The following is a 21,514-nucleotide window of genomic DNA, read 5'->3' as shown; positions in this document are numbered from 1 at the left end:
CGTTCCGGAGATACCCATGAACAAAGCCTTCCGCACCCTGGCCCTGGTGGCCGCCACGGCCTGCCTGGCCAGCGGCGCCTTCGCCGCCGAAAAGAAAACCGACTTCAAGGTCGCCTGGTCCGTCTATTCCGGCTGGATGCCCTGGGGCTACGCCGCCGAGCACGGGATCATCGACAAGTGGGCCGACAAGTACGGCATCGACATCGAGCTGGTGCAGCTGAACGACTACATCGAGTCGATCAACCAGTTCACCGCCGGCACCTACGACGCCTGCGGCATGACCAACATGGACGCGCTGACCATCCCCGCGGCCAATGGCGTGGACACCACCGGGCTGATCCTCGGCGACTACTCCAACGGCAACGACGCCATCCTGCTCAAGCAGGGCGAGACGATGGCGGACATCAAGGGCCAGCAGGTCAACCTGGTGGAGCTGTCGGTGTCGCATTACCTGCTCGCCCGCGCGCTGGACATGAACGGCATGGCCGAACGCGACGTGACGGTGATGAACACCTCCGACGCCGACATCGCCGCCGCCTTCATGACCCCGGACGTCACCGCCGCCGCGGTCTGGAACCCGCAGCTGAGCATGATCAAGGCGCAGGCGCCGGACGTCGCCGAGGTCTTCGACTCCTCGCAGATTCCCGGCGAGATCATCGACATGATGGCGGTGAACACCGAGGTGCTCGAGGCCAACCCGGCGCTGGGCAAGGCCCTGGTCGGCGCCTGGTTCGAAACCCTCGCGCTGATGAGCGCCGACGACGAGGCCGCGCGCCAGGCGCGCACCTTCATGGCCGAGCGCTCGGGCACCGACCTGGCCGGCTACGACCAGCAGCTGACCAAGACCCGCATCTTCTACGATCCGGCCGGCGCCTTCGCCTTCGCCAGCGATCCGGCCCTGCGCGAAACCATGGAAAAGGTCCGTGACTTCTCCTTCGACAAGGGCCTGCTCGGCGAAGGCGCGCCCAGCGCCGACGTGGTCGGCATGCAGTTCGCCGACGGCAGCACCCTGGGCGACGAGAGCAACGTCAAGCTGCGCTTCGACCCGCGCTACGTGAAGATGGCGCAGGACGGCGTGCTCTGAGCCACCTCGATGCAAGGCCTCGCCGTCACGCGGCGGGGCTCTGAGGCGAGCGGGCGCCAGCTCGCAAGCCATGCCTCTGTCGGCGGCCCGTCTTCACCGGGCCGCCGTTCGTTTTCTCCGCTTCACCTCCACTGGATCTGCCTGTGCCGCCGAAGGCGAAGCCTTTCGCTGCGCCCCTGCCCGGCCGGGCGGTGCCCATTCCTGGTGCTCGCCATCCAAAAGCGGTGCAGGCGCTCGCGGGATTTACCGTGCCTGAGCAATTACCGTGGTGTACCACGTAATTCTTATGGGGTATCGCGCATTATTTTTTATGATATAAATCAATGTGTTATATGTTTTTGAGCGTCATTTGCGGTTTTCGATGGCATAGGCATTGCTTTTGTTTGGGGTACTTCAAACGCACTCTGGAATGCGCCATGCAAACTACCTTGCTCAAAGGGGGGAGGGTCATCGATCCTGCCAATGGTATCGACGGCATCAGGGACGTCCTGGTCAAGGACGGACGCATTGCAGCGGTCGGCGAGGTCGCCGGCACCCCGGCGGCGGAAGGCGCCGAGATCATCGACTGCAGCGGGCGCCTGGTGCTGCCGGGGTTGATCGACACCCACAGCCACGTCTACCAGTACGTGACCGGCCGCTTCGGCCTCAACCCGGACATGTGCGGCGTGCACTCGGGCGTCACCACCCTGGTCGACCAGGGCGGCGCCAGCTGCATGACCCTGCCGGGCTTCCGCCACTATGTCGCCGAGCCGGCCGAGAGCCGCGTGCTGGCGTTCCTTTCCGCCTACTTGGTTGGTGGCCTGGAAGGGCACTTCTACCCGGAGCTGTACCGCCCCGAATGCGCCGACGTAGACGCCACCGTCAAGTCCGCGCGGGCCAACCGCGACATCGTCAAGGGCATCAAGGCGCACGCCGAACTCGGCGGCTTCGCGCGCTGGGGCGTGGACGTGATGAAGAAGGCCGCGCGCATCGGCGAGCTGACCGAACTGCCGGTGTACATCCACTTCGGCCAGCTCTGGCCGACCCCGGAAACCGGCGGCCGGCCGGTCGATCCGGACAGCATCCTGACCCAGGTGGTCGACCTGCTGAAGCCCGGCGACGTGCTGGCCCACCCCTTCAGCCGCCACCCCGGCGGCTTCGTCGAGCAGAGCGGCGAACTGCACCGGCTGGTCAAGGAGGCGGTGGCCAAGGGACTCAAGGTCGACGTCGGCCACGGCTCGCACTTCAGCTACAAGATGGCCGCCAAGGTGCTCGAGGCCGGCGTGGTGCCGGACACCCTCGGCTCCGACATGCACGGCTACAACACTTCGGTGCCGGCCCCGGCGGGCACCCCCGACGAGCATCCGGACGAGGAACACCTGTTCGCCGGCACCTCGCGCTTCAGCCTGGTCTCGGCCATGGTCAGCCTGATGGCGCTGGGCCTGAAGCTGGAACAGGTGGTGCCGATGGCCACCAGCAACGCCGCCAGGCTGCTGGGCATGAGCGACCAGCTCGGCACCCTCGGCGTCGGCCGCGAGGCGGACATCTCGGTGCTCTCCGACGAGACCGGGCGCTGGCTGCTGCGCGACAACGAAGGCACCGAAGTCATCGCCGAGCGGATGCTGCAGCCGCTGTTCTGCCTGCGCGCCGGCAAGCGTTTCGACGCCACCGCGCCGATCCTGCCGGTACCCAAGGTCGCCTGAACGACGAGAACTTCCCATGACAACTGCTTCAGACCGTTCGTCCCGCAAGGGCATAGGCGCGTCGCTCACCCGCAAGGAGGACGACCGCTTCCTCCGCGGGCAGGGCAACTACGTCGGCAACATCCGCCTGGCCGGCATGCGTGACCTGGCCTTCGTGCGCAGCCCGGTGGCCCACGGCCGCATCCTCGAGATCGAGAAGCCGGCCGGGCGCGAGGGCGACGTCTATACCATCGACGACCTGGCCGGCGTCAGGCCGATCCTCGCCGCCTCCGGCCTGCCGGGCTTCAAGAGGTCCGAACAGCCGGTGCTGGCCCGCGAGAAGGTGCGCCACGTCGGCGAGATGATCGCCATGTGCATCGCCGACACCCGCGCCGAGGCCGAGGACCTGGCCGGCGAGACCTACGTCGACTTCGACGAGCTGCCGGCGGTGGTCGACATGCTCGCCGGCCGCGAACCGGGCGCGGCACTGCTCCACGAGCACTGGGGCGACAACGTGTTCCTGGAAACCCACATCGACGCCGACCTGGAAGACATCAAGGCGCGCGCCGCGATCCACGTGCACCGCCGCCTGCGCACCGCGCGCCAGAGCATGGCGCCGATGGAAGGCCGCGGCGTGGTCGCCTACTGGGACAAGCGCCTCGCCCAGCTGGTGGTCTACACCTCGGCGCAGATGCCGCACATCAACCGCACCGGCCTGGCCGAATGCCTCGGGCTGGACGAGGGCAGCGTGCGGGTGATCTCCCCCGACGTCGGCGGCGGCTTCGGCTACAAGGGCATCCTGCTGCCTGAAGAGGTCTGCGTGGCCTGGCTGGCCATGCACCTGGGCCATCCGGTGCGCTGGATCGAGGACCGCCGCGAACAGCTGGTGGCCAACACCAACTGCCGCGAGCACCACTACGACATCCACGCCTACGCCGATCGCGACGGCCGCCTGCTGGCGGTGGACTGCGAGGCGCACGTCGATTCCGGCGCCTATTCCTCCTATCCCTTCTCGGCCTGCCTGGAAGCGGCGCAGGTGGCGAGCATCCTTCCCGGGCCGTACAAGATGGAGCGCTACCGTTGCCGCACCTGGTCGGTGGCGACCAACAAGCCGCCGATCCTGCCGTACCGCGGCGTGGCGCGCACCGGCGTGTGCTACGCCATCGAGACGATCATGGACGCGGTGGCCGCGGAGGCCGGGCTCGAACCCTACGAGGTGCGCCTGCGCAACCTGGTGCTGCCGCAGGAAATGCCCTACGACAACATCACCCACAAGCACTTCGACAGCGGCGACTACCCCGAGGCGGTGCGTCGCGCCGTCCGCGCCATCGACCTGCCGGCGGTGCGCGAGCGCCAGCGGCGGGGCGAGGCCGACGGCCGGCTGATCGGCTTCGGCCTGGCGGTGTTCTGCGAGCAGAGCGCCCACGGCACCTCGGTCTACCACGGCTGGGGCATCCCCATGGTCCCGGGGCGCGAGCCGGCGGGCCTGCGGCTGACGCCCGACGGCATCCTGGAAGTGCGCGCCGGCGTGCATTCGCATGGCCAGAGCATGGAGACCACCTTGGCGCAGATCGCCAACGAGGTGCTCGGCATCGACCCGCAGCGCGTGCGCGTGGTGCTCGGCGACACCGGCACCACGCCGTATTCCACCGGCACCTGGGGCTCGCGCTCGATCGTCATGGCCGGCAGCGCGGTGGGCCGGGGCTGCAAGGAGCTGCGCGAGCGCCTGCTGCACGTCGGCGCCTGGCTGCTGGGCGAGCCGCTGGATGCCGTGCGCTGGGAGGAGGGCGGGGTGGCCGGCACCAGCGGCCGCTTCGAACTAGCCGAACTGACCAGGATCTGGTACCTGCAACCGCAGCGCCTGCCGGTCGACGTGCACGTCGGCGGCCTGGAAGTGCACACCACCTACCAGGCGCAGCGCGACAGCGGGGCCTTCAGCTACGCCTGCCACGCGGTGGTGGTGGCGGTCGACCCGGAGCTGGGCAAGACCGAGATCCTCGACTACGCGATCGTCGAGGACGGCGGCGTGCTGATCAACCCGATGGTGGTCGACGGCCAGGTCTACGGCGGCACCGCCCAGGGCATCGGCACCGCGCTCTACGAGGAGATGGCCTATAGCGAGGAAGGCCAGCCGCTGGCCTCGACCCTGGCGGACTACATCCTGCCGGGCGCCACCGAGGTGCCGTCGATCCGCATCGAACACATGGAATCGCCGGCGCCCTACACCGAATTCGGCCAGAAGGGCATCGGCGAAAGCGGCGCCATCGGCTCCGCGGCGGCGCTCGCCAGCGCGGTGAATGACGCCTTGAAGCCGCTGGGCGCCGAAGTCAGCCGCATGCCGCTGTCGCCGCGCGCGGTGCTGGAGGCGCTGGCCCGGAGCGAAGCGGCCACGGCCGCCCGCGCCCAACCCGAGGAGGCGTTCGTATGAAGGCGGCCGCATTCGATTATCACGGCCCGGCGACCGTCGCCGAAGCCGTGGCACTGCTGCGCGAGAGCGACGGCATGGGCAAGGCGGTGGCGGGCAGCCAGTCGCTCGGCCCGATGATGAACCTGCGCCTGGCGCAGCCGACGCAACTGGTCGACCTGCGCTTTCTCGGCGAGCTGCGCGAGTGCCGTGACGAAGGCGCCGCCGTGCTCTTCGGCGCCGGCGTGACGCACGCCGCCATCGAGGACGGCAAGGTCCCCGACCCGAGCCTCGGGCTGATGCCGCATGTCGCCGGGCGCATCGCCTATCGCGCGGTGCGCAACCGCGGCACCCTCGGCGGCAGCCTGGCGCATGCCGACCCGGCGGCCGACTGGGTCAACGTCATGGCGCTGCTCGACGCCGAACTGATCCTCGCCGGCCCGGACGGCGAGCGCAGCGTGCGGGCCGGCGAGTTCATGCTCGGCGCCTTCACCACCGTGCTGGCCGAGGACGAGATCATCAAGGCCGTGCGCGTGCGCCGGCTCGGCCCCGCGGCGCGCTGGAGCTACTACAAGTTCAACCGCAAGACCGGCGAGTTCGCCGAGGCCATCGCCGCCTTCGTCGACGACCCCGAGAGCGGCGTGCGCCGCGCCATCGTCGGCGCGGTGGACGGTGCGCCCTACGTCATCGAGGACGCCTCGGCGCTGATCGACGGCTGGTCCGACCCGGCCGCCGCGTCCGCGCTGCAGGCCGCCGGGCTGGTCCCGGGAAGCTACGAATACCAGGTCCACCGGGTGGCGCTGCGGCGCGCCGCGGAGCGCCTGTCCCGCCCCAACGGAGCGCAGCAATGAAACAAGTGAACCTCACGGTCAACGGCAAGGCGGTCAGCGCGCTGGTGGAACCGCGCACGCACCTGGCCGACTTCCTGCGCGAGCAGCGCCTGCTCACCGGTACCAACATCGGCTGCGAACAGGGCGTCTGCGGCGCCTGCACGCTGATGGTCGACGGCGTGCCGACGCGCTCGTGCATCGTCTACGCGGTGGCCTGCGAAGGCGCCGAGGTGCGCAGCATCGAGGACTTCGACCACGACCCGGTGATGACCCAGCTGCGCGCCGCCTTCAGCGCCGAGCACGCGCTGCAGTGCGGCTACTGCACGCCGGGCATGCTGGCGACCGCACGCGACATCGTCACGCGCCTGCCGGACGCCGACGAAGAACGCATCCGCCAGGAGCTGTCCGGCAATCTCTGCCGCTGCACCGGCTATGTCGGGCTGGTCAGGGCCATCTCCCGCGTGCTTGACGAGCGCCGCAACCTGGCCGTCGCCTGAACCCTATCGAGGAAGTCGTAGTGGAAATCGAACAAAGCTTCAGCGTCCCCTTTCCTCGCGAGAAGGTCTGGGAGAGCTTCCAGGACGTCGAGGGCATCGTCGGATGCCTGCCCGGGGCCTCGCTCACCGAGCCTCCGCAGGGCGACCAGCTGGCGGTGGCGATGAGCGTCAAGCTCGGGCCGATCGTCGCGGCCTTCAAGGGCCAGGGCCAGATGCAGCTGGACCACGAAGCCAGGAGCGGCGTGGTCAGCGGCCAGGGCAGCGACCGCAAGAGCGGTTCCCGGGTCAAGGGCGAGGCGCGTTTCGTGCTGGTGCCCGAAGGCGATTCGGCGACCCGGGTCGACGTCACGGTGGACTACGCGATCACCGGCTCGCTGGCGCAGTTCTCCCGCGGCGGCATCGTGCGCGAACTGGCCACGCGGCTGACCGAGGCCTTCGCCGACAACCTCAAGGCCCGGCTGGAAGCCCAGCATGCGGTGGAGGTCGCGGACGCGACGGAGACGCCCGCGCCGATCCTGTCCGATCCGCTGCAGGCCGCCGAAGGCGCGCCCGCCGTTCCGGTGTCCGCCGAAGCCGCGCGCGAAGCCGAGCCGAGGCCTGCCAAACCCGCACCCGCCGCCAAGGCCGGCGAGCAGGCGCCGCTGGACCTGGGCAACCTGTTCTGGGTGGTGCTGCTCAACCGCATTCGCCGGCTGTTCGGCCTCAAGGAAAAGCACCAATGAGCGCGATCGATCGCGTGGCCGCGGCCAATGCGGCCGCACTGGCGCGCATCGGCGCGGTGCGTCCCGAGTGGTGCGGCGTGCAGGCGGCCGGCACGGCCGTGAACCTGCCGGACTTCACCCTGCTGCATGCCGGCCCGCCGTTTCGCGACCCCTGCCGGCCGAGCGCGCCCATCCTGTCCTCGGCGGTGCTGTGCTGCCTCTACGAAGGCTGGGCGAGCAGCGAGCAGGAGGCCCAGGCGATGATCGAGGATGGCCGGGTGAGGCTGCGCCCGGCCCAGGACTTCGGCGTGGTAGCGCCGTTGGCCGCGGTCATCTCGCCGAAGACCTCGCTGGTCGAGGTGCGCGACGCCGCCGGCGAAGGGCGCAGCTGGTCGCTGCTGGGCAGCGGGATCGGCCCGCAGCTTCGATTCGGTTCGCGCGATCCGCAGATCCTCGAGCGCCTGGCCCGCCGCGAAGCGCTGCTGGCACCGGCGCTGCACGCCGCCACGCGCAAGCGCGCCATCGATCTGCTGGCGCTGGCCGAAGCCGGCCTGCGCGGCGGGGACGACCTGCATGCGCAGACCACCCAGGCCAACGCGGCGCTGTGCGAGGCGCTGGCGGCCGAGCTGGCGCAGGCGCCGGAGGTGCTGCAGATCCTGCGCGACACGCCGCTGTTCTTCCTCACCCTGTGGATGGCGGCCTGCCAGCTGATGCTCGGCGCCGCGGCGCGCGACGCGGACCCTGACTGCAGCCTGGTGGTGGCCCTGGCGGGCAATGGCCAGCAGGCCGGCATGCGCCTGGCCGGGCGGCCGCAACGCTGGATCTACACAGACGCGGGCATCCCGCAGGGACCGCGGATGAAGCCGGGCAGCGCCGCGACCGCGCCACTGCTTGGCGACAGCGGCGTGATCGATGCCGCCGGCTTCGGCGCCCAGGCCTGGGGGTTGGCCCGCGCCGTCGCCGAGCCGATGCGCGACTGGCTGGCCGATCCGGCGGCCGGGCAGGCACGCTGGATGGCCGGCAGTCATCCGCGCTTCGCCGAACTCGGGCTGCGCACCGGCCTGGATGCGCGCCTCGCCGCCGAAGACCCGGCGCCGCCGAGCATCGCCATCGCCATGCTCGACGCCGCCGGTGTCGAGGGGTTGCTCGGGCGCGGCGTGCATACGCTGGACTCTTCCTTCTTCGCCGCCGCGGTGGCGCCGGTGCGGCCCATCGACGATCCGCAGGCGCTGGCCGAGCTGGAAGCCGCCTTCGATCGCTACGAGCGCGCCCTGACCGGCAACACCGTCGCGGTGCTCGACGAGCTGTTCTGGAACGACGCGCGCACCGTGCGCTACGGCGCCAAGGAAAATCTCCAGGGCTACGAGGCGATTCGCCAGTTCCGCGCCGGGCGCTCGCCACTGAACCTGGCGCGCACGGTGGTGGAGCGCTCGGTGACGGTGTTCGGCACCGACTTCGGCGCCGCCAGCATCGTTTTCGAGCGCGACGGCGAGCCCCGCCCGGGTCGCCAGACGCAGACCTGGGCCAGGCTGGACGGGCGCTGGCAGGTGGTCGCCGCCCATGTCAGCTGGATGGACATATGACCAGCGAGCTGCTGCAACCGGGATACCACGGCGCCTTCGTGCGCGACGGCTTCGGCGCCGCACCGGCGGACGCCCGCGCGGCGTCGGGCTGGCCGCGGCTGGCGGTCAAGGACGTCTTCGAGGTCGCCGGCCTCACCTGCGGCGCCGGCAACCCACGTTGGCTGGGCGAACAGATTCCTGCGCGGCGCAGCGCGGCGGCGGTGCGCGGCCTGCTGGCGGCCGGCGCCGTCTGGGTTGGCAAGACGGTCACCGATGAGCTGACCTACAGCCTGGCCGGCATCAACCGCCACTACGGCACGCCGGTCAACCCGAGCGCGCCGGACCGCCTGCCGGGCGGCTCCTCGTCCGGCTCGGCGGTGGCGGTCGCGGCCGACCACGCCGACCTGGCGCTGGGCACCGACTGCGGCGGCTCGATCCGCCTGCCGGCCAGCTACTGCGGCATCTGGGGGCTGCGCCCGACGCACGGACGCATCGCCACCGAGGGCTGCTTCACCCTGGCGCAGAGCTTCGATACCGTCGGCTGGCTGGCGCGTGACGGCGAGACCCTGGGCCGGGCGCTGGAAGCCCTGGCGCACACCTCGCTCGGCGTCGAGCAGCCCGCCGGGCGCCTGCTGGTCAGTGCCGACGTGCTGGCGCAGCTCGACCCGGCGGTGCGCGAGCGCTTCGAGCGGGCGCTGGCCGACAGTGGGCTGGAGTACCAATCGCTCGTCGCCGGCAGCCTGCCGCTGCAGCACTGGGCGCAGGCCTTCCGCACCCTGCAGGCGGGCGAGATCGGCCATCTGCACGGGCCCTGGGTACGCGAGCGGGCCCCGCAGTTCGGCGCCGACGTCGCCGCACGCTTCGCCATGGCCATGGCCATCGAACCGGCGGCGGTCGCCGCGGCCGCGCAGGTGCGGCGCGACGCGCAGATCCGGCTGGGCGCCTTGCTCGGTGCCGACGGCCTGCTTCTGCTGCCACCGGTCCCCGGCCCGGCCCCGCGGCTGAGCGCCGACGCTGCCGAAGTCGACGACACCCGCGCGCGCTCCCAGGCCCTGCTGTGCATGGCCGGCCTCGCCGGACTGCCGCAGGCGGTGATGCCCTGGACCTCCATCGACGGCGGGCCGGTCGGCCTGTCAGTGCTCGGCCCGCGTCACGCGGACGAGCTGGTCCTGCACACCCTGCGCGCCCTGCACGGACGGTTCCGGGGCTGAGGGTCGCGGCGCCGAAGCCCAACGGCTTCCGCCCCGCAGGAAAGAGTGCCCTCGACAGCATTTGCCGGCTGGGTCGCACGCAGAGCGTGCTCCTACACCGGGATGGAGTTCGGGTGAGCGGCGAAGTACGACATCCACCCGAACTCGTCCCCTGGCGTCGCGTACACCGGTTTTGTGTGGTCTCGGCCGCGAACGGGCCTGCACGGCGCCATCAACCGACACCGAACCATCCCCTCTCCCCTCGGGAGAGGCCCGGGGCGAGGGCGCCTGTGCAAGGCCTCCCTCATCCGGTCCTGCGGGCCACCTTCTCCCGGAGGGAGAGGGGAAGGCGCGGCGTGGCCAAAAGGTCTGGCACAGGACTGTAGGAGCAAGCTCTGCTTGCGATCTGGTGTGGCAGGCGTTTGGCGATGCCGGAGCAAAGAATCGCGGTCAAGACCCACGGAAAGGCGGGGTCTGTGGGAGCGAGGCGCCGCGCCTGAAAAGATTCAGGCCAGCCGGAACGGCACGGTGCCGCAATCGTTGTTGGCTTCCACCAGCTTGATCAGCTGCAGCAGGAACAGGTCGCGCTGCTCGGCGGGGATGTGCTCGATGGTGCGTTCGTGCGCGCGGGCGACGGCGGCGTCCATCTTCTTGATCAGGTACTTGCCCTTGCGCGTCAGCTTCACCAGCTTGACGCGGCGGTCTTCGGTGCTCTGCCGACGCTGCAGCAGTTCGCGGCTTTCCAGCCGCGGGATCACCTCGGCGACGCTGGTGCGCTCCAGCCCGATCTCCAGGGCCAGGGTGATCTGGTCCATCTCGCCGTGCGTGTTGAGCGCGGTCATCAGGCTGTACTGCACCGGGGTGATGTTGAACTCGCGGGTCTCGTGCAGGAACAGCGCACAGTGGATCTGGTGCAACCGGCGGATCAGGAAGCCGGGGCGGGTGAGCAGGGCGGAGCGGCCGTAGGCTGCCTCCAGTTGAACCTTGGTATCGATGATCTCGGGACTGTTCATAACTCTCGCCGTCAGGGTGACATGCCCGTTGCTGGATGGGGTCGGCGCGACTGCATGGCTACGGCCCGATTGTATGGCCAAAGGTGGCGTGTCGCCGATCCATGCAGGTGCCGGATGTCCGAACGGGGGCTTGCATGAGCCTGCCCTGCAAGTGTCCGGCCAATCCGGATGTGCCGCTCAGGCCCGGCTTGACCGCGCCGGCTGCGGCGCGGCCCGTCGTCGAGCTCGTTCCCTCTCTTGCGGCCCTGCCGGACGGATGGCGTCTACGCCAGTTCAGAGGTATGCCCCTTTGTTTGCTGCATGCTGGTGCGCGGGGCTCGAAGCGCTGCCCGCCAGCGTGCACGGCTTATAGCACCAGAGGCCGATGACGAAGCTGATCTAGATCAATGCGTGGTGCACCACGTTTTATGATTTAGAAAATGTACTTATTTATCAATTGATTAGCGTGTGGCTTTGGGAGCGCACTGGAGGATGGCATAGGAGTTGCTCTGCTCGAAGGCATTCGGAACGGTGGTCCGAAGCTGGGTTTTTCGGCTTCAGACGACACCGCATTCAGCCCTCGGCGCAAGCACTTTGGAGGTCGTCAATGAGCATGGAAGGCCAGGTGGCCATCGTTACCGGCGGTGCGCAGGGCATCGGCTTCGCCATCGCCGCGCATCTGGCCGAGAAGGGTGCCAGGGTGGTCATCGGCGATCGCCGCGGCGCTGCCGAGAGCGCGGCCGCGCTGACGGGCCGCGGGCTGGAGGCGATCGGCGTGCAGGTGGACGTCACCGACGAGCAGCAGGTCGCCGAGATGGTCCAGGCGGCCGAGTCCCGCTTCGGCCGGCTCGACGTGCTGGTGAACAACGCCGGCATCTACTCGACCCTGACGCCGACGCCCTTCGAGCAGCTGACCGTGCAGGACTGGCGGCAGGTGCTGGACGTCAACGTCATCGGGCTGTTCCTCTGCTGCCAGGCCGCTACCGGCGCCTTCAGACGTGCCGGCGGCGGACGGATCGTCAACATCTCCTCCGGGGTGGCCTTCAAGGGCAACCCGCTGATGGCCCACTACGTGGCGAGCAAGGGCGCGGTGATTTCCCTGACCCGGGCGCTGGCCACCGAGCTGGGCCCACACAACGTGCTGGTCAATTCCGTGGCGCCCGGTTTCACCCTCAGCGACGGCGTCGACGCCAACCCGACATTGGTGGCCGGGGTCAAGGGCCCCTCGCTGAAGGGCCGCGTGCTGCCCCGCGACATGTACCCGGAAGACCTGGTGGGCGCGGTGGCCTTCTTCGCCGGCCCCGATGCGGGCTTCATCACCGGGCAGACGCTGGTCGTCGACGGCGGCGCCTACTACCACTGAGGATGACCATGAGCGCTTCCATTCCCGTGATCGATCTGCAGGCGGCGCTGGCCGGCGACCCCGCCGAGCGGCTGCGCGTCGGCCGGCAGATCGACGACACCTGTCGGCAGATCGGCTTCTTCACCGTCAAGGGCCACGGTGTTGATCTGAACCTGATCGAGACCCTGCGTGCGCAGTCCTACGCCTTCTTCGACCAGCCGTTCGAGATCAAGCAGCAGGTCGCGCCGAAGGACGTGAAGATCCCGCGCGGTTACCGCGGGCTCGGCTTCGAGGCGCTGTCGTTCGGCAATGCCCTGGAGACGCCGCCGGACATCAAGGAGTACTACCACTTCGGCCGCGAGTCCTGGCCGTCGACGCCGTACTACACCGAAGGCGAGGGGCCGCGCTATTTCATTCCCAACGTCTGGCCGGAGCACCCGGCCGGCTGGCGCGAGACGGCGCAGACCTACTACCTGGCGCTGGAGCGGCTGACCGAGCAGATGATGGAGCTGGCCGCGCTCGGGCTGGGGCTCGACGAGCGGTTCTTCCGCGACAAGATCGACCGCCACATCACCGCGATGCGCATCAACCACTACCCGGCGCAGACCGCCGCGCCCGTTGCGGGGCAGCTGCGCGCCGGCGCGCACACCGACTACGGCCTGCTGACCATCCTCAACAGCGAGAACGCCAGCGGCGGCCTGCAGGTGCAGACCCGCGCCGGCGACTGGATCGACGTCGAGACCGAGCCCGACACCTTCGTCGTCAACATCGGCGACCTCTTGATGCGCTGGACCAACGACCGCTGGGTCTCCAACACCCACCGCGTGGTCAACCCGCCCGCCGAGGAGGCGGCTCGGCCGCGGTTGTCGATCGCCTTCTTCCACCACCCGAACTACGACACCCGCATCGAGTGCCTGGCACCCGAGGGGCAGGCGAAGTACCCCCCGGTGGGTTCCGGGGAGTACCGCGAGCTGAAGTACCGACAGACCCGTGTTTGATCCACGCAGCACCCACTTACCACAACGACGAGAAATGCCGGGAGAGCCCCATGTGCAACCGTAAAAAGCTACTGGCCGTATTGGCTTCGGGCGCGTTGTTCGCGTCTCAGGCCCATGCCGAGGACACCATCAAGATCGGCGTGTCGCAACCGCTGACCGGCTCGGTCGCCGCAGCCGGCACCTACGTGACCAACGGCGCGCGCCTGGCCGCCGACTACCTCAACGCCAACGGCGGCGTGCTCGGAAAGCAGATCGAGCTGGTGGTCGAGGACAACAAGTCGAACCCGCGCGAGGCGGTCAACTCCGCCGAGAAGCTGATCCTCAGCAACAAGGTGCCGGTGATGATGGGCGCCTGGGGTTCCACCTTCACCCTCGCCACCATGCCGAAGCTCGAGGAATACGGCGTGCCCATGGTGGTCGAGACGGCGTCCTCGTCCAAGGTGACCACCTCCGGCAACCCCTGGGTGTTCCGCATCAGCCCGACCTCGAAGATGGAGGCGCAGGCGTTCGCCGAGCAGCTGTCGGCGTTCCAGCCGGCGATCAAGAAGGTCGACTTCCTCTCGGTGAACAACGACTGGGGCCTGGGCGCGGCCACCGAGTTCAAGGCGGTGTTCGAGGCGAAGGGCATCGAAGTGGGCCGCTCCGAGACCATGGCGCCGGACGCCACCGACCTGTCGGCGCAGCTGGCGGCGATCAAAAATTCCGGCAGCGACACGGTGATCGTCACCTCCGGCGTCGAGCAGCTGACCCTGGCGATCCGCCAGGCCGCCGAGCAGGGCATCAAGCAGCGCATCATCACCACCGGCGGCTCCTTCCCCGAGCCGCTGGTGAAGAACCCCGGCCCGAAGGGCTACGTGACCACCCACCTGCTGTTCTTCTCGCCCTGGACCGCCGAACAGCAGGCGGCCAATCCCGAGCTGGCCAAGGCCTACATGGATGCCTGGAACGAAAAGGGCTATCCGTTCCCGGGCCTGACCGAAGGTTTCCGCGGCTTCGACGGCATCCTGACCATCGCCGAGGCGATCCGTCTCGCCGGCAAGGCCGAGCCCGAAGCCATCCGCGATGCGCTGTGGAAGGTCCAGGTCAAGGGCGTCAACGGCGACATCGCATTCCACCAGGAAGGGCCGGAAGGCAAGGAAAGCGGGCAGAACAAACCGAACATCTACATCGTTCAGCTGAAAGACGGCGAAGTCTCGGCATTGTAAAACCCGACCCGGACGGGCGCCGGCAGGCCGCGCCCGTCCGGTGGTTAGGAGAAGATTTTGGATCAGTTCCTTCAGCACATCGTGAATGCCCTGGTGCTCGGCTCGACCTACGCGCTGCTCGGCATCGGACTCACTCTGATTTTCGGCATCATGCGGGTGGTGAACTTCGCCCACGGCGAGCTCTACGCCTTCGGGGCGTACGTGTCCTACGCGCTGGTGTCCCTGCTCGGGCTCAACTACTTCGGCTCGGTCCTGCTGGCCGGCATGCTCGGGCTGCTGCTGGGCGCGGCCATCGAATTCCTGCTGCTGCGCCGCTGCAAGCTGGAGAACATCGATGAGGTCATGCTGATCATGATCGGCTTGATGATCATCATGCAGAACGCCGAGCTGCTGCTCTGGGGCGGCGTGGCCAAGGTGGTGCCGACGCCCTTCGCGCAGGAATCGATCACCATTGGCGGCATCTACCTGTCGCCCACCCGGCTGTTCGTGTTCTGCGCCGCCGTGGTGCTGCTGATCGCCTTCTACCTGATCATCGAGCGCTCGAGGCTCGGCCTGGCGATGCGCGCCACCTTCCAGGATCGCGACGCAGCGAAGATCGTCGGCGTCAACGTCGGCAGCATCTACACGCTCACCTTCGCCCTCGGTTCCTGCATGGCCGCGGTCACCGGGGCGTTGCTGGCGCCGGTGTTCGTGGTCGCGCCGACCATGGGCGACCTGGCCAGCCTGAAGGCCTTCGCCATCGTCATCCTCGGCGGCCTGGGCAACATTCCCGGCGCGGCGCTGGGCGGCTTCGCCCTGGCGGCCATCGAGGAATTCGGCTCCGGCTACATCTCGACCGCCTACCGCGATGCCCTGGGCTTCCTGGCGATTCTCATCGTGATGGTCATCCGCCCGCAGGGGCTGTTCGCCATCAAGGAGCGAGTGGGTTAACGCATGAACAAGATCGTCTTCTTCGTCGTGGTCGCCCTGCTGGCCCTGCTGCCGGTGCTCTGGCCCGACCCCTACATGCTGTCGGTGGTTTCCGCCGCCGGCATCATGATCGTCGCGGCCATCAGCCTGAACGTGCTGCTCGGCTTCACCGGCCAGCTCAGCCTCGGCCACGCGGCCTTCTTCGGCATCGGCGCCTACACCAGCGCGCTGCTGTCGCTGGGTTTCGACGTCAGCCTGTTCGGCTACCTGCTGGTGGTCGATCCCAAGCCGGTCTGGGTCGCCTTCGTCAGCGGCATCCTGGTCGCCGCCGCTTTCGGCTGGCTGATCGGCAAGCTGGCGTTCCGCGTGCGCGGCGCCTATTTCGTAATCGTCACCATCTGCTTCGCGCAGGTCATGCGCATGGTCGCGCTGAACTGGGTGGACCTCACCGAGGGCCCGATGGCGCTGGTCTCCATCCCGGCGCTGACACTGTGGATTCCCGGCGAGGGGGTGATCAAGCTGGTCAGCAAGTCCGCCACTTACTGGCTGGTGCTGGCGGCCAACGTGCTGGCCTACCTGATCGTCGCCCGGCTGGTGCTCAGCCGCTTCGGCCGCGCGGCCATCGCCCTGCGCGAGAACGAGACGCTGGCCAAGTCGATCGGCATCCCGGTGACCCGCTACCTGATCGTCTTCTCGGTGATCTCGGCCGGCATCGCCGGCGCCGCCGGCGGGCTCTACGCCCACACGGTGCGCATCATCGACCCGGAAGTGTTCATGTTCATCTACACCATCACCATGGTGATCATGGTCATCGCCGGCGGCAAAGGCACGCTGGCCGGCCCGGTGATCGGCGGCATCATCTTCGGCCTGCTGCCGGAGCTGCTGCGCGGCGTGGTGGCGCCCGAGGTGCAGTGGATGCTCTACGGCGCGCTGATGGTGCTGCTCCTGCTGTTCATGCCCAAGGGCATCGTCCCGACGTTCAACGGGCTGGTCCGGCGCCTGCGCGCGCGCCTGGCCCGGGAGAAAACCGCGGCCGCCCCGGCCAAGGCACGAGGAGCCAACGCATGAGTGCCCAGCTTCAGCCCATGGCGCAGCCCCGACCGGGCGCGCCGCTGCTCGCCCTGTCCGGCGTGACCATGAAGATTTCCGGCCTGGTGGCGCTCAGCGAGGTGAGCCTGGAGGTTCATCCGGGGCAGATCGTCAGCCTGATCGGGCCGAACGGCGCCGGCAAGACCACCGCCTTCAACGTGATCTCCGGCTACATGCGCCCGACCTCCGGGACGGTGAGCTTCCAGGGCGAGGACATCACCGGCCTGCCGCCCGAACAGATCGCCGCCCGCGGCCTGGTGCGCAGCTTCCAGCGCACCAGCGTGTTCGGCAACTGCACGGTGTTCGAGAACATCCAGACGGCCTTCCACATGCAGGGCAGCGCCAGCCTGGCGGCCTCGATCCTGCGGCTGCCGTCGTTCCGCCGCGAAGAGGCGGCGCTGCGCGAGCGCACCCGGGAGATGCTCGAGTTCGTCGGCCTGACCCGCCGCGCGGACGACCTGGCGGCCAACCTGTCCTACGGCGACCAGCGCCTGCTGGGCGTCGGCATCGCCCTGGCGGCGCAGCCCAGGCTGCTGCTGCTGGACGAACCGGCCGCCGGCCTGAACCCCTCGGAGACCGACGAGTTCAAGGACATGATCCGCAAGGTCGCCGACACCGGCGTGACCATCCTGCTGGTGGAACACGACATGCAGATGGTCATGTCGATCTCCGACTACATCGTGGTGCTCAACCAGGGACATCGCATCGCCGATGGCGGCCCGCAGGCCATCCAGAACAACCCGGACGTCATCCGCGCCTACCTCGGATCAGGATTGAAAAGTGCTAAAGCTTGAAGACGTCACCGTGCACTACGGTGCGACCGTCGCGGTCGACAAGGTCTCGCTGCAGGTGGAGGAGGGCGAGTTCGTCACCCTCATCGGCTCCAACGGCGCGGGCAAATCCAGCACGCTGCGGGCGATCAGCGGTCTCGAGCCGGTGGTTTCCGGGCGCATCACCTTCGAGGGCGCACCCATCACCAACGGCAAGCCGCAGCACATCATCGAGCGCGGCATCGCCCACTGCCCGGAAGGGCGGCGAGTGTTTCCGCATCTCAGCGTGCGCGAGAACCTGGAGATGGGCGCCTACCGGCGCAAGGACCGCCAGGCCATCCGCGACGACGTCGAGCGCATGTTCGACCGTTTTCCGCGGCTGCGCGAGCGCACCGCGCAACCGGCCGGCACGCTCTCCGGCGGCGAGCAGCAGATGCTGGCGATCGCCCGCGCGCTGATGTCGCGGCCCAGGCTGATCATGTTCGACGAGCCCTCGCTGGGGCTGGCGCCGAACTTCGTCGAGCAGGTGTTCGAGCTTGTGACGGAGATCCGCGCCGGCGGCACCACGGTGCTCATGGTCGAGCAGAACGCCTACGCCGCGCTGGAACTGTGCGACCGCTCCTACCTGCTGGAAACCGGCAACGTAGTGCTGCAGGGCAGCGCGCAGGAGATGCGCGAGAACCCGGACATCCGCAAGGCCTACCTCGGTGGCTGAACGGGTAGGCTGCGTGGAGCGATACGCATGAAGCCGCTGGACCTGCAGGTCGTCCGGCAGGCGCTCGACTGGCTCGCCGAGGGCCGCGACGTCTGGTTGTGCACGGTGCTGGCCACCTACGGCTCGGCACCGCGCTCGCCCGGCGCGATGCTGGTCGCCCTGCGCGACGGCCGGCTGCGCGGCTCGCTGTCCGGCGGCTGCGTCGAGGAAGACTTCATCCAGCGGCTCGGCGAGGGTCAGTTCGACTTGGCGCGGCAGATCGTACGCTACGGCGAGGGCGGGCTGGCGCCGACCCTGGAGCTGCCCTGCGGCGGCGTGCTCGACGTGCTGGTGGAACGGCTGACGCCCGGCTGCGAAGCCGGCGAGCAACTGGCGCTGATGGAGCAGGCGCTGCTCGGGCAACGCCAACTGGTGCGCATCGTGCCGCTGGGCGCGGGCGCGGCGGCGGTCGACACGGTCGGCACGCCGATTCCGCGCATCCAGCGCGACGACCATGAGGTTCGCATCCGCATCGGGGCCGCGCAGCGCCTGGTGATCGCCGGCATCTCGCCGGTCGCCAGTTTCTGCGCCCAGTTCGCCCTGGCGCTCGGCTACGAGGTGATCGTCTGCGATCCGCGCATCGAGCTGCACGAATCCCTCGGCGTGCCAGGCGTGGAGCTGCGCGAGGTATTGCCGGCGCTGTACATCGCCGGCGGCGGCTGCCACGAACGCACCGCGGTGGTCGCGCTGACCCACGACCCGCGGCTGGACGACCTGACGGTGATGGAGGCGGTCCGCAGCCCGGCGTTCTACATCGGCGCGATGGGCTCACGGCGCACCAGCGAGAAGCGCCTGGAGCGCCTGCAGCGCATCGGTGGCCTCGGCCCGGCCGAACTCGCCCGCGTGCACGCGCCGATCGGCCTGGCGCTGGGCAGCCGGACGCCGGCGGAAATCGCCCTGTCGGTGATGGCCGACATCCTTCGCGTATCCAACGCGGTGCCGCGCGACCGGCTCTGATTTCGCCGGCCGCGGATCAGGCCGAGGCGGGCACCGGCGGGTTGGGGATCGCCGCCAGCAGGGTGCGGGTATATTCGTGCTCCGGCGCGTTCAGAAGGCGCTCGGTGGAGCCCTCTTCGACCAGGCGGCCGGCCTGCATGATCATCACCCGGTCGCACATCAGCCGCACCACGTTGAGGTCGTGGCTGATGAACAGGTAGCTCATGCCCAGCCGCTCCTTGAGGTCGACCAGCAGGTTGAGCACCACCGCCTGCACCGAGACGTCCAGCGCCGCGGTGGGCTCGTCGAGAATCAGCATCTTCGGATTCAGCGCGATCGCCCGGGCGATGCCGACGCGCGCCTTCTGCCCGCCGGAAAGCTGGTGCGGGTAGCGATCCAGCAGCTCGACCGGCAGGCCGACGTTCTCGGCCAGCTCCTCGACGCGCCGGCGCAGCTGCGCCTTGTCACCTGTCCCGCCCAGGCGGCGGATCGGGTCGGCGATGGCGTCGCGGACCTTCCAGCGCGGGTTGAGGCTGTCGGTCGGGTCCTGGAACACCATCTGCAGCTGCGCCCGCAGCGGGTGCCGGGCGAACTGCTTGCTGGGGATGGCGCCGATGTCCTGGCCGTCGAACCACAACGCCCCGGCGCTCTGGTCGAGCAGGCGCATGAGCATCGCCGAGGTGGTCGACTTGCCGCAGCCGCTTTCGCCGACCAGGCCCAGGCTTTCGCCCTGGTGCAGCTTGAAGGAGAGGTTGTCGACCGCGCGGTGGCTGGTCGGCGAACCGGGCGCGCCGAAGGTCTTGCTCAGTCCCTCCACCGACAGCAGCACCGGCGCCTCGGGGTTCGGCGGCGAAGCCAGGGCGCGCCGCGCGTCGCCCTCGGGCAGCAGGTCGGCGACCTTCGACTCCGGCCCCGGGGTGGCCTTGAGCAGGCGGCGGGTGTAGTCGTGTTGCGGGCTGGAGAAGAGCGTGGCGGTGTCCGCCGCCTCGACGATGCGGCCCTTCTGCATCACCACGATGCGGTCGCAGTACTGCGCGGCCAGGCCCAGGTCGTGGGTGATCAGCAGGGTCGCCATGCGCTGTTCGCGGGTCAGGTCCTTGATCAGGTCCAGCACCGCCTTCTGGGTGGTGACGTCGAGGCCGGTGGTCGGCTCGTCGGCGATCAGCATCTGCGGGCGGCAGGCCAGGGCGATGGCGATCACCACCCGCTGGCACATGCCGCCGGACAGCTCGAACGGATAGGCGTGGTAGCGCCCTTCCGGGTTGGCGATGCGCACCGCGCGGAGCATGGCGATGGCCTTCTCCCTGGCGTTGGCGCGGGTGGCCATGGCGTGCTCGCGCAGCACGTCCTCGATCTGTTTGCCGACCGTGCGGATCGGGTTCAGCGCGGCGCGCGGGTTCTGGAAGATCATCGAGATCTCGCGGCCGCGCAGGTCGCGCATGGCGCGCTCGTTGGCGCCGACCAGGTCGATGCCGGAGAAGCGGATCGAACCGCGGTGGATCGAGCCGGCGCGGTCGAGGATGCGCATGATCGCGTAGGAGGTCACCGACTTGCCGGAGCCGGACTCGCCGACGATGCCCAGCGTCTCGCCCTTGTTCAGTCTCAGCCTGACCTGCTCGACCGCCGTGACGGTGCCGCGGCGGGTGGCGAATTCGATGGTCAGGTCGTCGATGTCGAGCAAAGCGGGTTGCATGGCCGGCCCTCAGGTACGGCGCTGCGGGTCGACCAGGTCGCGCAGGCCGTCCCCCAGCAGGTTGAAGGTGAATACCGCGAGGACCAGCGCGGCGCCGGGGAAGACCACCAGCCACCACTCACCGGAAATGATGAAGTTGGCGCCCTCGGCGACCATGATTCCCCACTCGGGCGTCGGCGGGCGCACGCCCAGGCCGATGAACGAGAGCCCGGCGGCGTTGAGGATGGCCCAGCCCATGTTCAGCGAGATCTGCACCATCATCGGCGGCAGGGTGTTGGGAAAGATGTGCAGCGCGAGAATGCGCCAGTCGCTGTTGCCGGACAGCCGCGCCGCCTGGACGAAGCCGGCGTTGCGCCGCACGTTGACCTCGGCGCGGGCCATGCGGGCGTAGAACGGCAGGTTGATGATCGCCGTGGCGTAGACGATGTTCTCCACCGTGTTGCCGGCCGCGGCGACGATGCCCATGGCCAGCACGAACAGCGGGAAGGCCATGATGGTGTCCAGCAGCCGGCCTGAGAGCCGGTCGATCCAGCCGCCGTAGTAGCCGGCCATCGCCCCCAGCGCGGAGCCGAAGACGAACGACAGGGCGACCGCCACCAGCGCGATCGACAGGTCGAGGCGGGTCGCCACAACGACGCGCGAGAAGACGTCGCGGCCCAGGTTGTCGGTGCCGAACCAGTGCGCCGCCGAGGGCGCTTGCAGGGGTTCGCCGGCGTAGGTGGCGAGCGGGTCGTAGGGCACCAGCCAGGGCCCGAAGAGCGCGAGCAGCAGGATCAGCGCGAACAGCACGAAGGCCATCGCCGAGACCGGGTTTTCCGCCAGCAGGTAGCGCGCCTGGCGCCAGCCGCTGGCCTGGGCGCCGGCCGCCGAGGCGGGTGTCGAAGCAGTCTGGGTCAT

At 69.2% G+C, this 21,514-nt stretch carries 19 protein-coding genes; 16 read left to right on the top strand and 3 right to left on the bottom strand.

Going from position 1 to position 21,514, the window contains the following annotated elements:
- Positions 1-16: 16 nt before the first annotated feature.
- The 8 genes from H610_RS0119680 to H610_RS0119645 all read left to right on the top strand — a co-directional run bounded on the left by H610_RS0119680 (position 17) and on the right by H610_RS0119645 (position 9,950).
- The gene (locus tag H610_RS0119680; protein WP_028241257.1) at positions 17-1,084 is read left to right on the top strand and encodes a putative urea ABC transporter substrate-binding protein; all 1,068 of its coding nucleotides are present in this window, start codon (positions 17-19) and stop codon (positions 1,082-1,084) included.
- 416 nt (positions 1,085-1,500) lie between these two features.
- Positions 1,501-2,766, top strand: coding sequence for an amidohydrolase/deacetylase family metallohydrolase (locus tag H610_RS0119675; protein WP_028241256.1), 1,266 nt, complete (start codon positions 1,501-1,503; stop codon positions 2,764-2,766).
- Positions 2,767-2,782: 16 nt separating this feature from the next.
- Positions 2,783-5,173: a xanthine dehydrogenase family protein molybdopterin-binding subunit gene (locus H610_RS0119670; protein ID WP_028241255.1), complete on the top strand. Its 2,391-nt coding sequence runs from the start codon at positions 2,783-2,785 to the stop codon at positions 5,171-5,173.
- Positions 5,170-6,000, top strand: coding sequence for an FAD binding domain-containing protein (locus tag H610_RS0119665; RefSeq protein ID WP_028241254.1), 831 nt, complete (start codon positions 5,170-5,172; stop codon positions 5,998-6,000). The genes H610_RS0119670 and H610_RS0119665 overlap by 4 nt, the downstream gene beginning before the upstream one ends.
- Complete coding sequence (locus H610_RS0119660) at positions 5,997-6,476, top strand: (2Fe-2S)-binding protein (protein WP_028241253.1); 480 nt, start codon at positions 5,997-5,999, stop codon at positions 6,474-6,476. Before H610_RS0119665 ends, H610_RS0119660 begins: the two co-directional genes overlap by 4 nt.
- Before the next feature lie 20 nt (positions 6,477-6,496).
- Positions 6,497-7,198: an SRPBCC family protein gene (locus tag H610_RS0119655; protein ID WP_028241252.1), complete on the top strand. Its 702-nt coding sequence runs from the start codon at positions 6,497-6,499 to the stop codon at positions 7,196-7,198.
- Complete coding sequence (gene hpxZ / locus H610_RS24250) at positions 7,195-8,760, top strand: oxalurate catabolism protein HpxZ (RefSeq protein ID WP_201768383.1); 1,566 nt, start codon at positions 7,195-7,197, stop codon at positions 8,758-8,760. Before H610_RS0119655 ends, hpxZ begins: the two co-directional genes overlap by 4 nt.
- Positions 8,757-9,950, top strand: coding sequence for an amidase (locus tag H610_RS0119645; RefSeq protein WP_028241251.1), 1,194 nt, complete (start codon positions 8,757-8,759; stop codon positions 9,948-9,950). Before hpxZ ends, H610_RS0119645 begins: the two co-directional genes overlap by 4 nt.
- A 485-nt stretch (positions 9,951-10,435) precedes the next feature.
- Here H610_RS0119645 and H610_RS0119640 read toward each other — a convergent pair whose 3' ends face one another.
- Positions 10,436-10,942, bottom strand: a complete 507-nt coding sequence (locus H610_RS0119640) for a MarR family winged helix-turn-helix transcriptional regulator (protein ID WP_028241250.1) — start codon at positions 10,940-10,942, stop codon at positions 10,436-10,438.
- 586 nt (positions 10,943-11,528) lie between these two features.
- On the opposite strand from H610_RS0119640, the gene H610_RS0119635 reads away from it, so the two are divergent.
- From H610_RS0119635 to H610_RS0119600, 8 genes are read left to right on the top strand one after another with little or no spacing between them, the layout of a single operon-like run.
- Positions 11,529-12,284, top strand: a complete 756-nt coding sequence (locus H610_RS0119635) for an SDR family NAD(P)-dependent oxidoreductase (protein WP_028241249.1) — start codon at positions 11,529-11,531, stop codon at positions 12,282-12,284.
- Positions 12,285-12,292: 8 nt separating this feature from the next.
- Positions 12,293-13,261, top strand: a complete 969-nt coding sequence (locus H610_RS0119630; RefSeq protein ID WP_161630486.1) for an isopenicillin N synthase family dioxygenase — start codon at positions 12,293-12,295, stop codon at positions 13,259-13,261.
- Positions 13,262-13,311: 50 nt separating this feature from the next.
- Positions 13,312-14,466, top strand: coding sequence for an ABC transporter substrate-binding protein (locus tag H610_RS0119625; protein WP_028241247.1), 1,155 nt, complete (start codon positions 13,312-13,314; stop codon positions 14,464-14,466).
- Between the two features lie 57 nt (positions 14,467-14,523).
- Positions 14,524-15,396 carry a branched-chain amino acid ABC transporter permease gene (locus H610_RS0119620; RefSeq protein WP_028241246.1) on the top strand — a complete coding sequence of 291 codons (873 nt, stop codon included), beginning with the start codon at positions 14,524-14,526 and terminating at the stop codon, positions 15,394-15,396.
- 3 nt (positions 15,397-15,399) lie between these two features.
- Positions 15,400-16,443, top strand: a complete 1,044-nt coding sequence (locus H610_RS0119615; RefSeq protein WP_028241245.1) for a branched-chain amino acid ABC transporter permease — start codon at positions 15,400-15,402, stop codon at positions 16,441-16,443.
- Entirely contained in the window at positions 16,440-17,258 is an 819-nt protein-coding gene (locus H610_RS0119610; RefSeq protein ID WP_043239119.1) for an ABC transporter ATP-binding protein, read from the top strand. Before H610_RS0119615 ends, H610_RS0119610 begins: the two co-directional genes overlap by 4 nt.
- The gene (locus H610_RS0119605; protein WP_028241243.1) at positions 17,245-17,949 is read left to right on the top strand and encodes an ABC transporter ATP-binding protein; all 705 of its coding nucleotides are present in this window, start codon (positions 17,245-17,247) and stop codon (positions 17,947-17,949) included. Before H610_RS0119610 ends, H610_RS0119605 begins: the two co-directional genes overlap by 14 nt.
- A 27-nt stretch (positions 17,950-17,976) precedes the next feature.
- A complete protein-coding gene (locus tag H610_RS0119600; RefSeq protein ID WP_028241242.1) occupies positions 17,977-18,945 on the top strand; it encodes an XdhC family protein in 969 nt (322 codons plus the stop codon).
- 16 nt (positions 18,946-18,961) lie between these two features.
- On the opposite strand, the gene H610_RS0119595 is transcribed toward H610_RS0119600, so the two are convergent.
- Both H610_RS0119595 and H610_RS0119590 read right to left on the bottom strand, forming a co-directional pair.
- Entirely contained in the window at positions 18,962-20,617 is a 1,656-nt protein-coding gene (locus H610_RS0119595) for a dipeptide ABC transporter ATP-binding protein (protein WP_028241241.1), read from the bottom strand.
- A 9-nt stretch (positions 20,618-20,626) separates the two neighbouring features.
- Positions 20,627-21,514 carry an ABC transporter permease gene (locus H610_RS0119590; protein WP_028241240.1) on the bottom strand — a complete coding sequence of 296 codons (888 nt, stop codon included), beginning with the start codon at positions 21,512-21,514 and terminating at the stop codon, positions 20,627-20,629.

The sequence above is a fragment of the Stutzerimonas azotifigens DSM 17556 genome (genome assembly GCF_000425625.1).
Classification (GTDB): Bacteria; Pseudomonadota; Gammaproteobacteria; order Pseudomonadales; family Pseudomonadaceae; genus Stutzerimonas; species Stutzerimonas azotifigens.
Note: the sequence above shows the minus strand (reverse complement) of the source record. Positions and strands in the feature narration are given on the sequence as shown.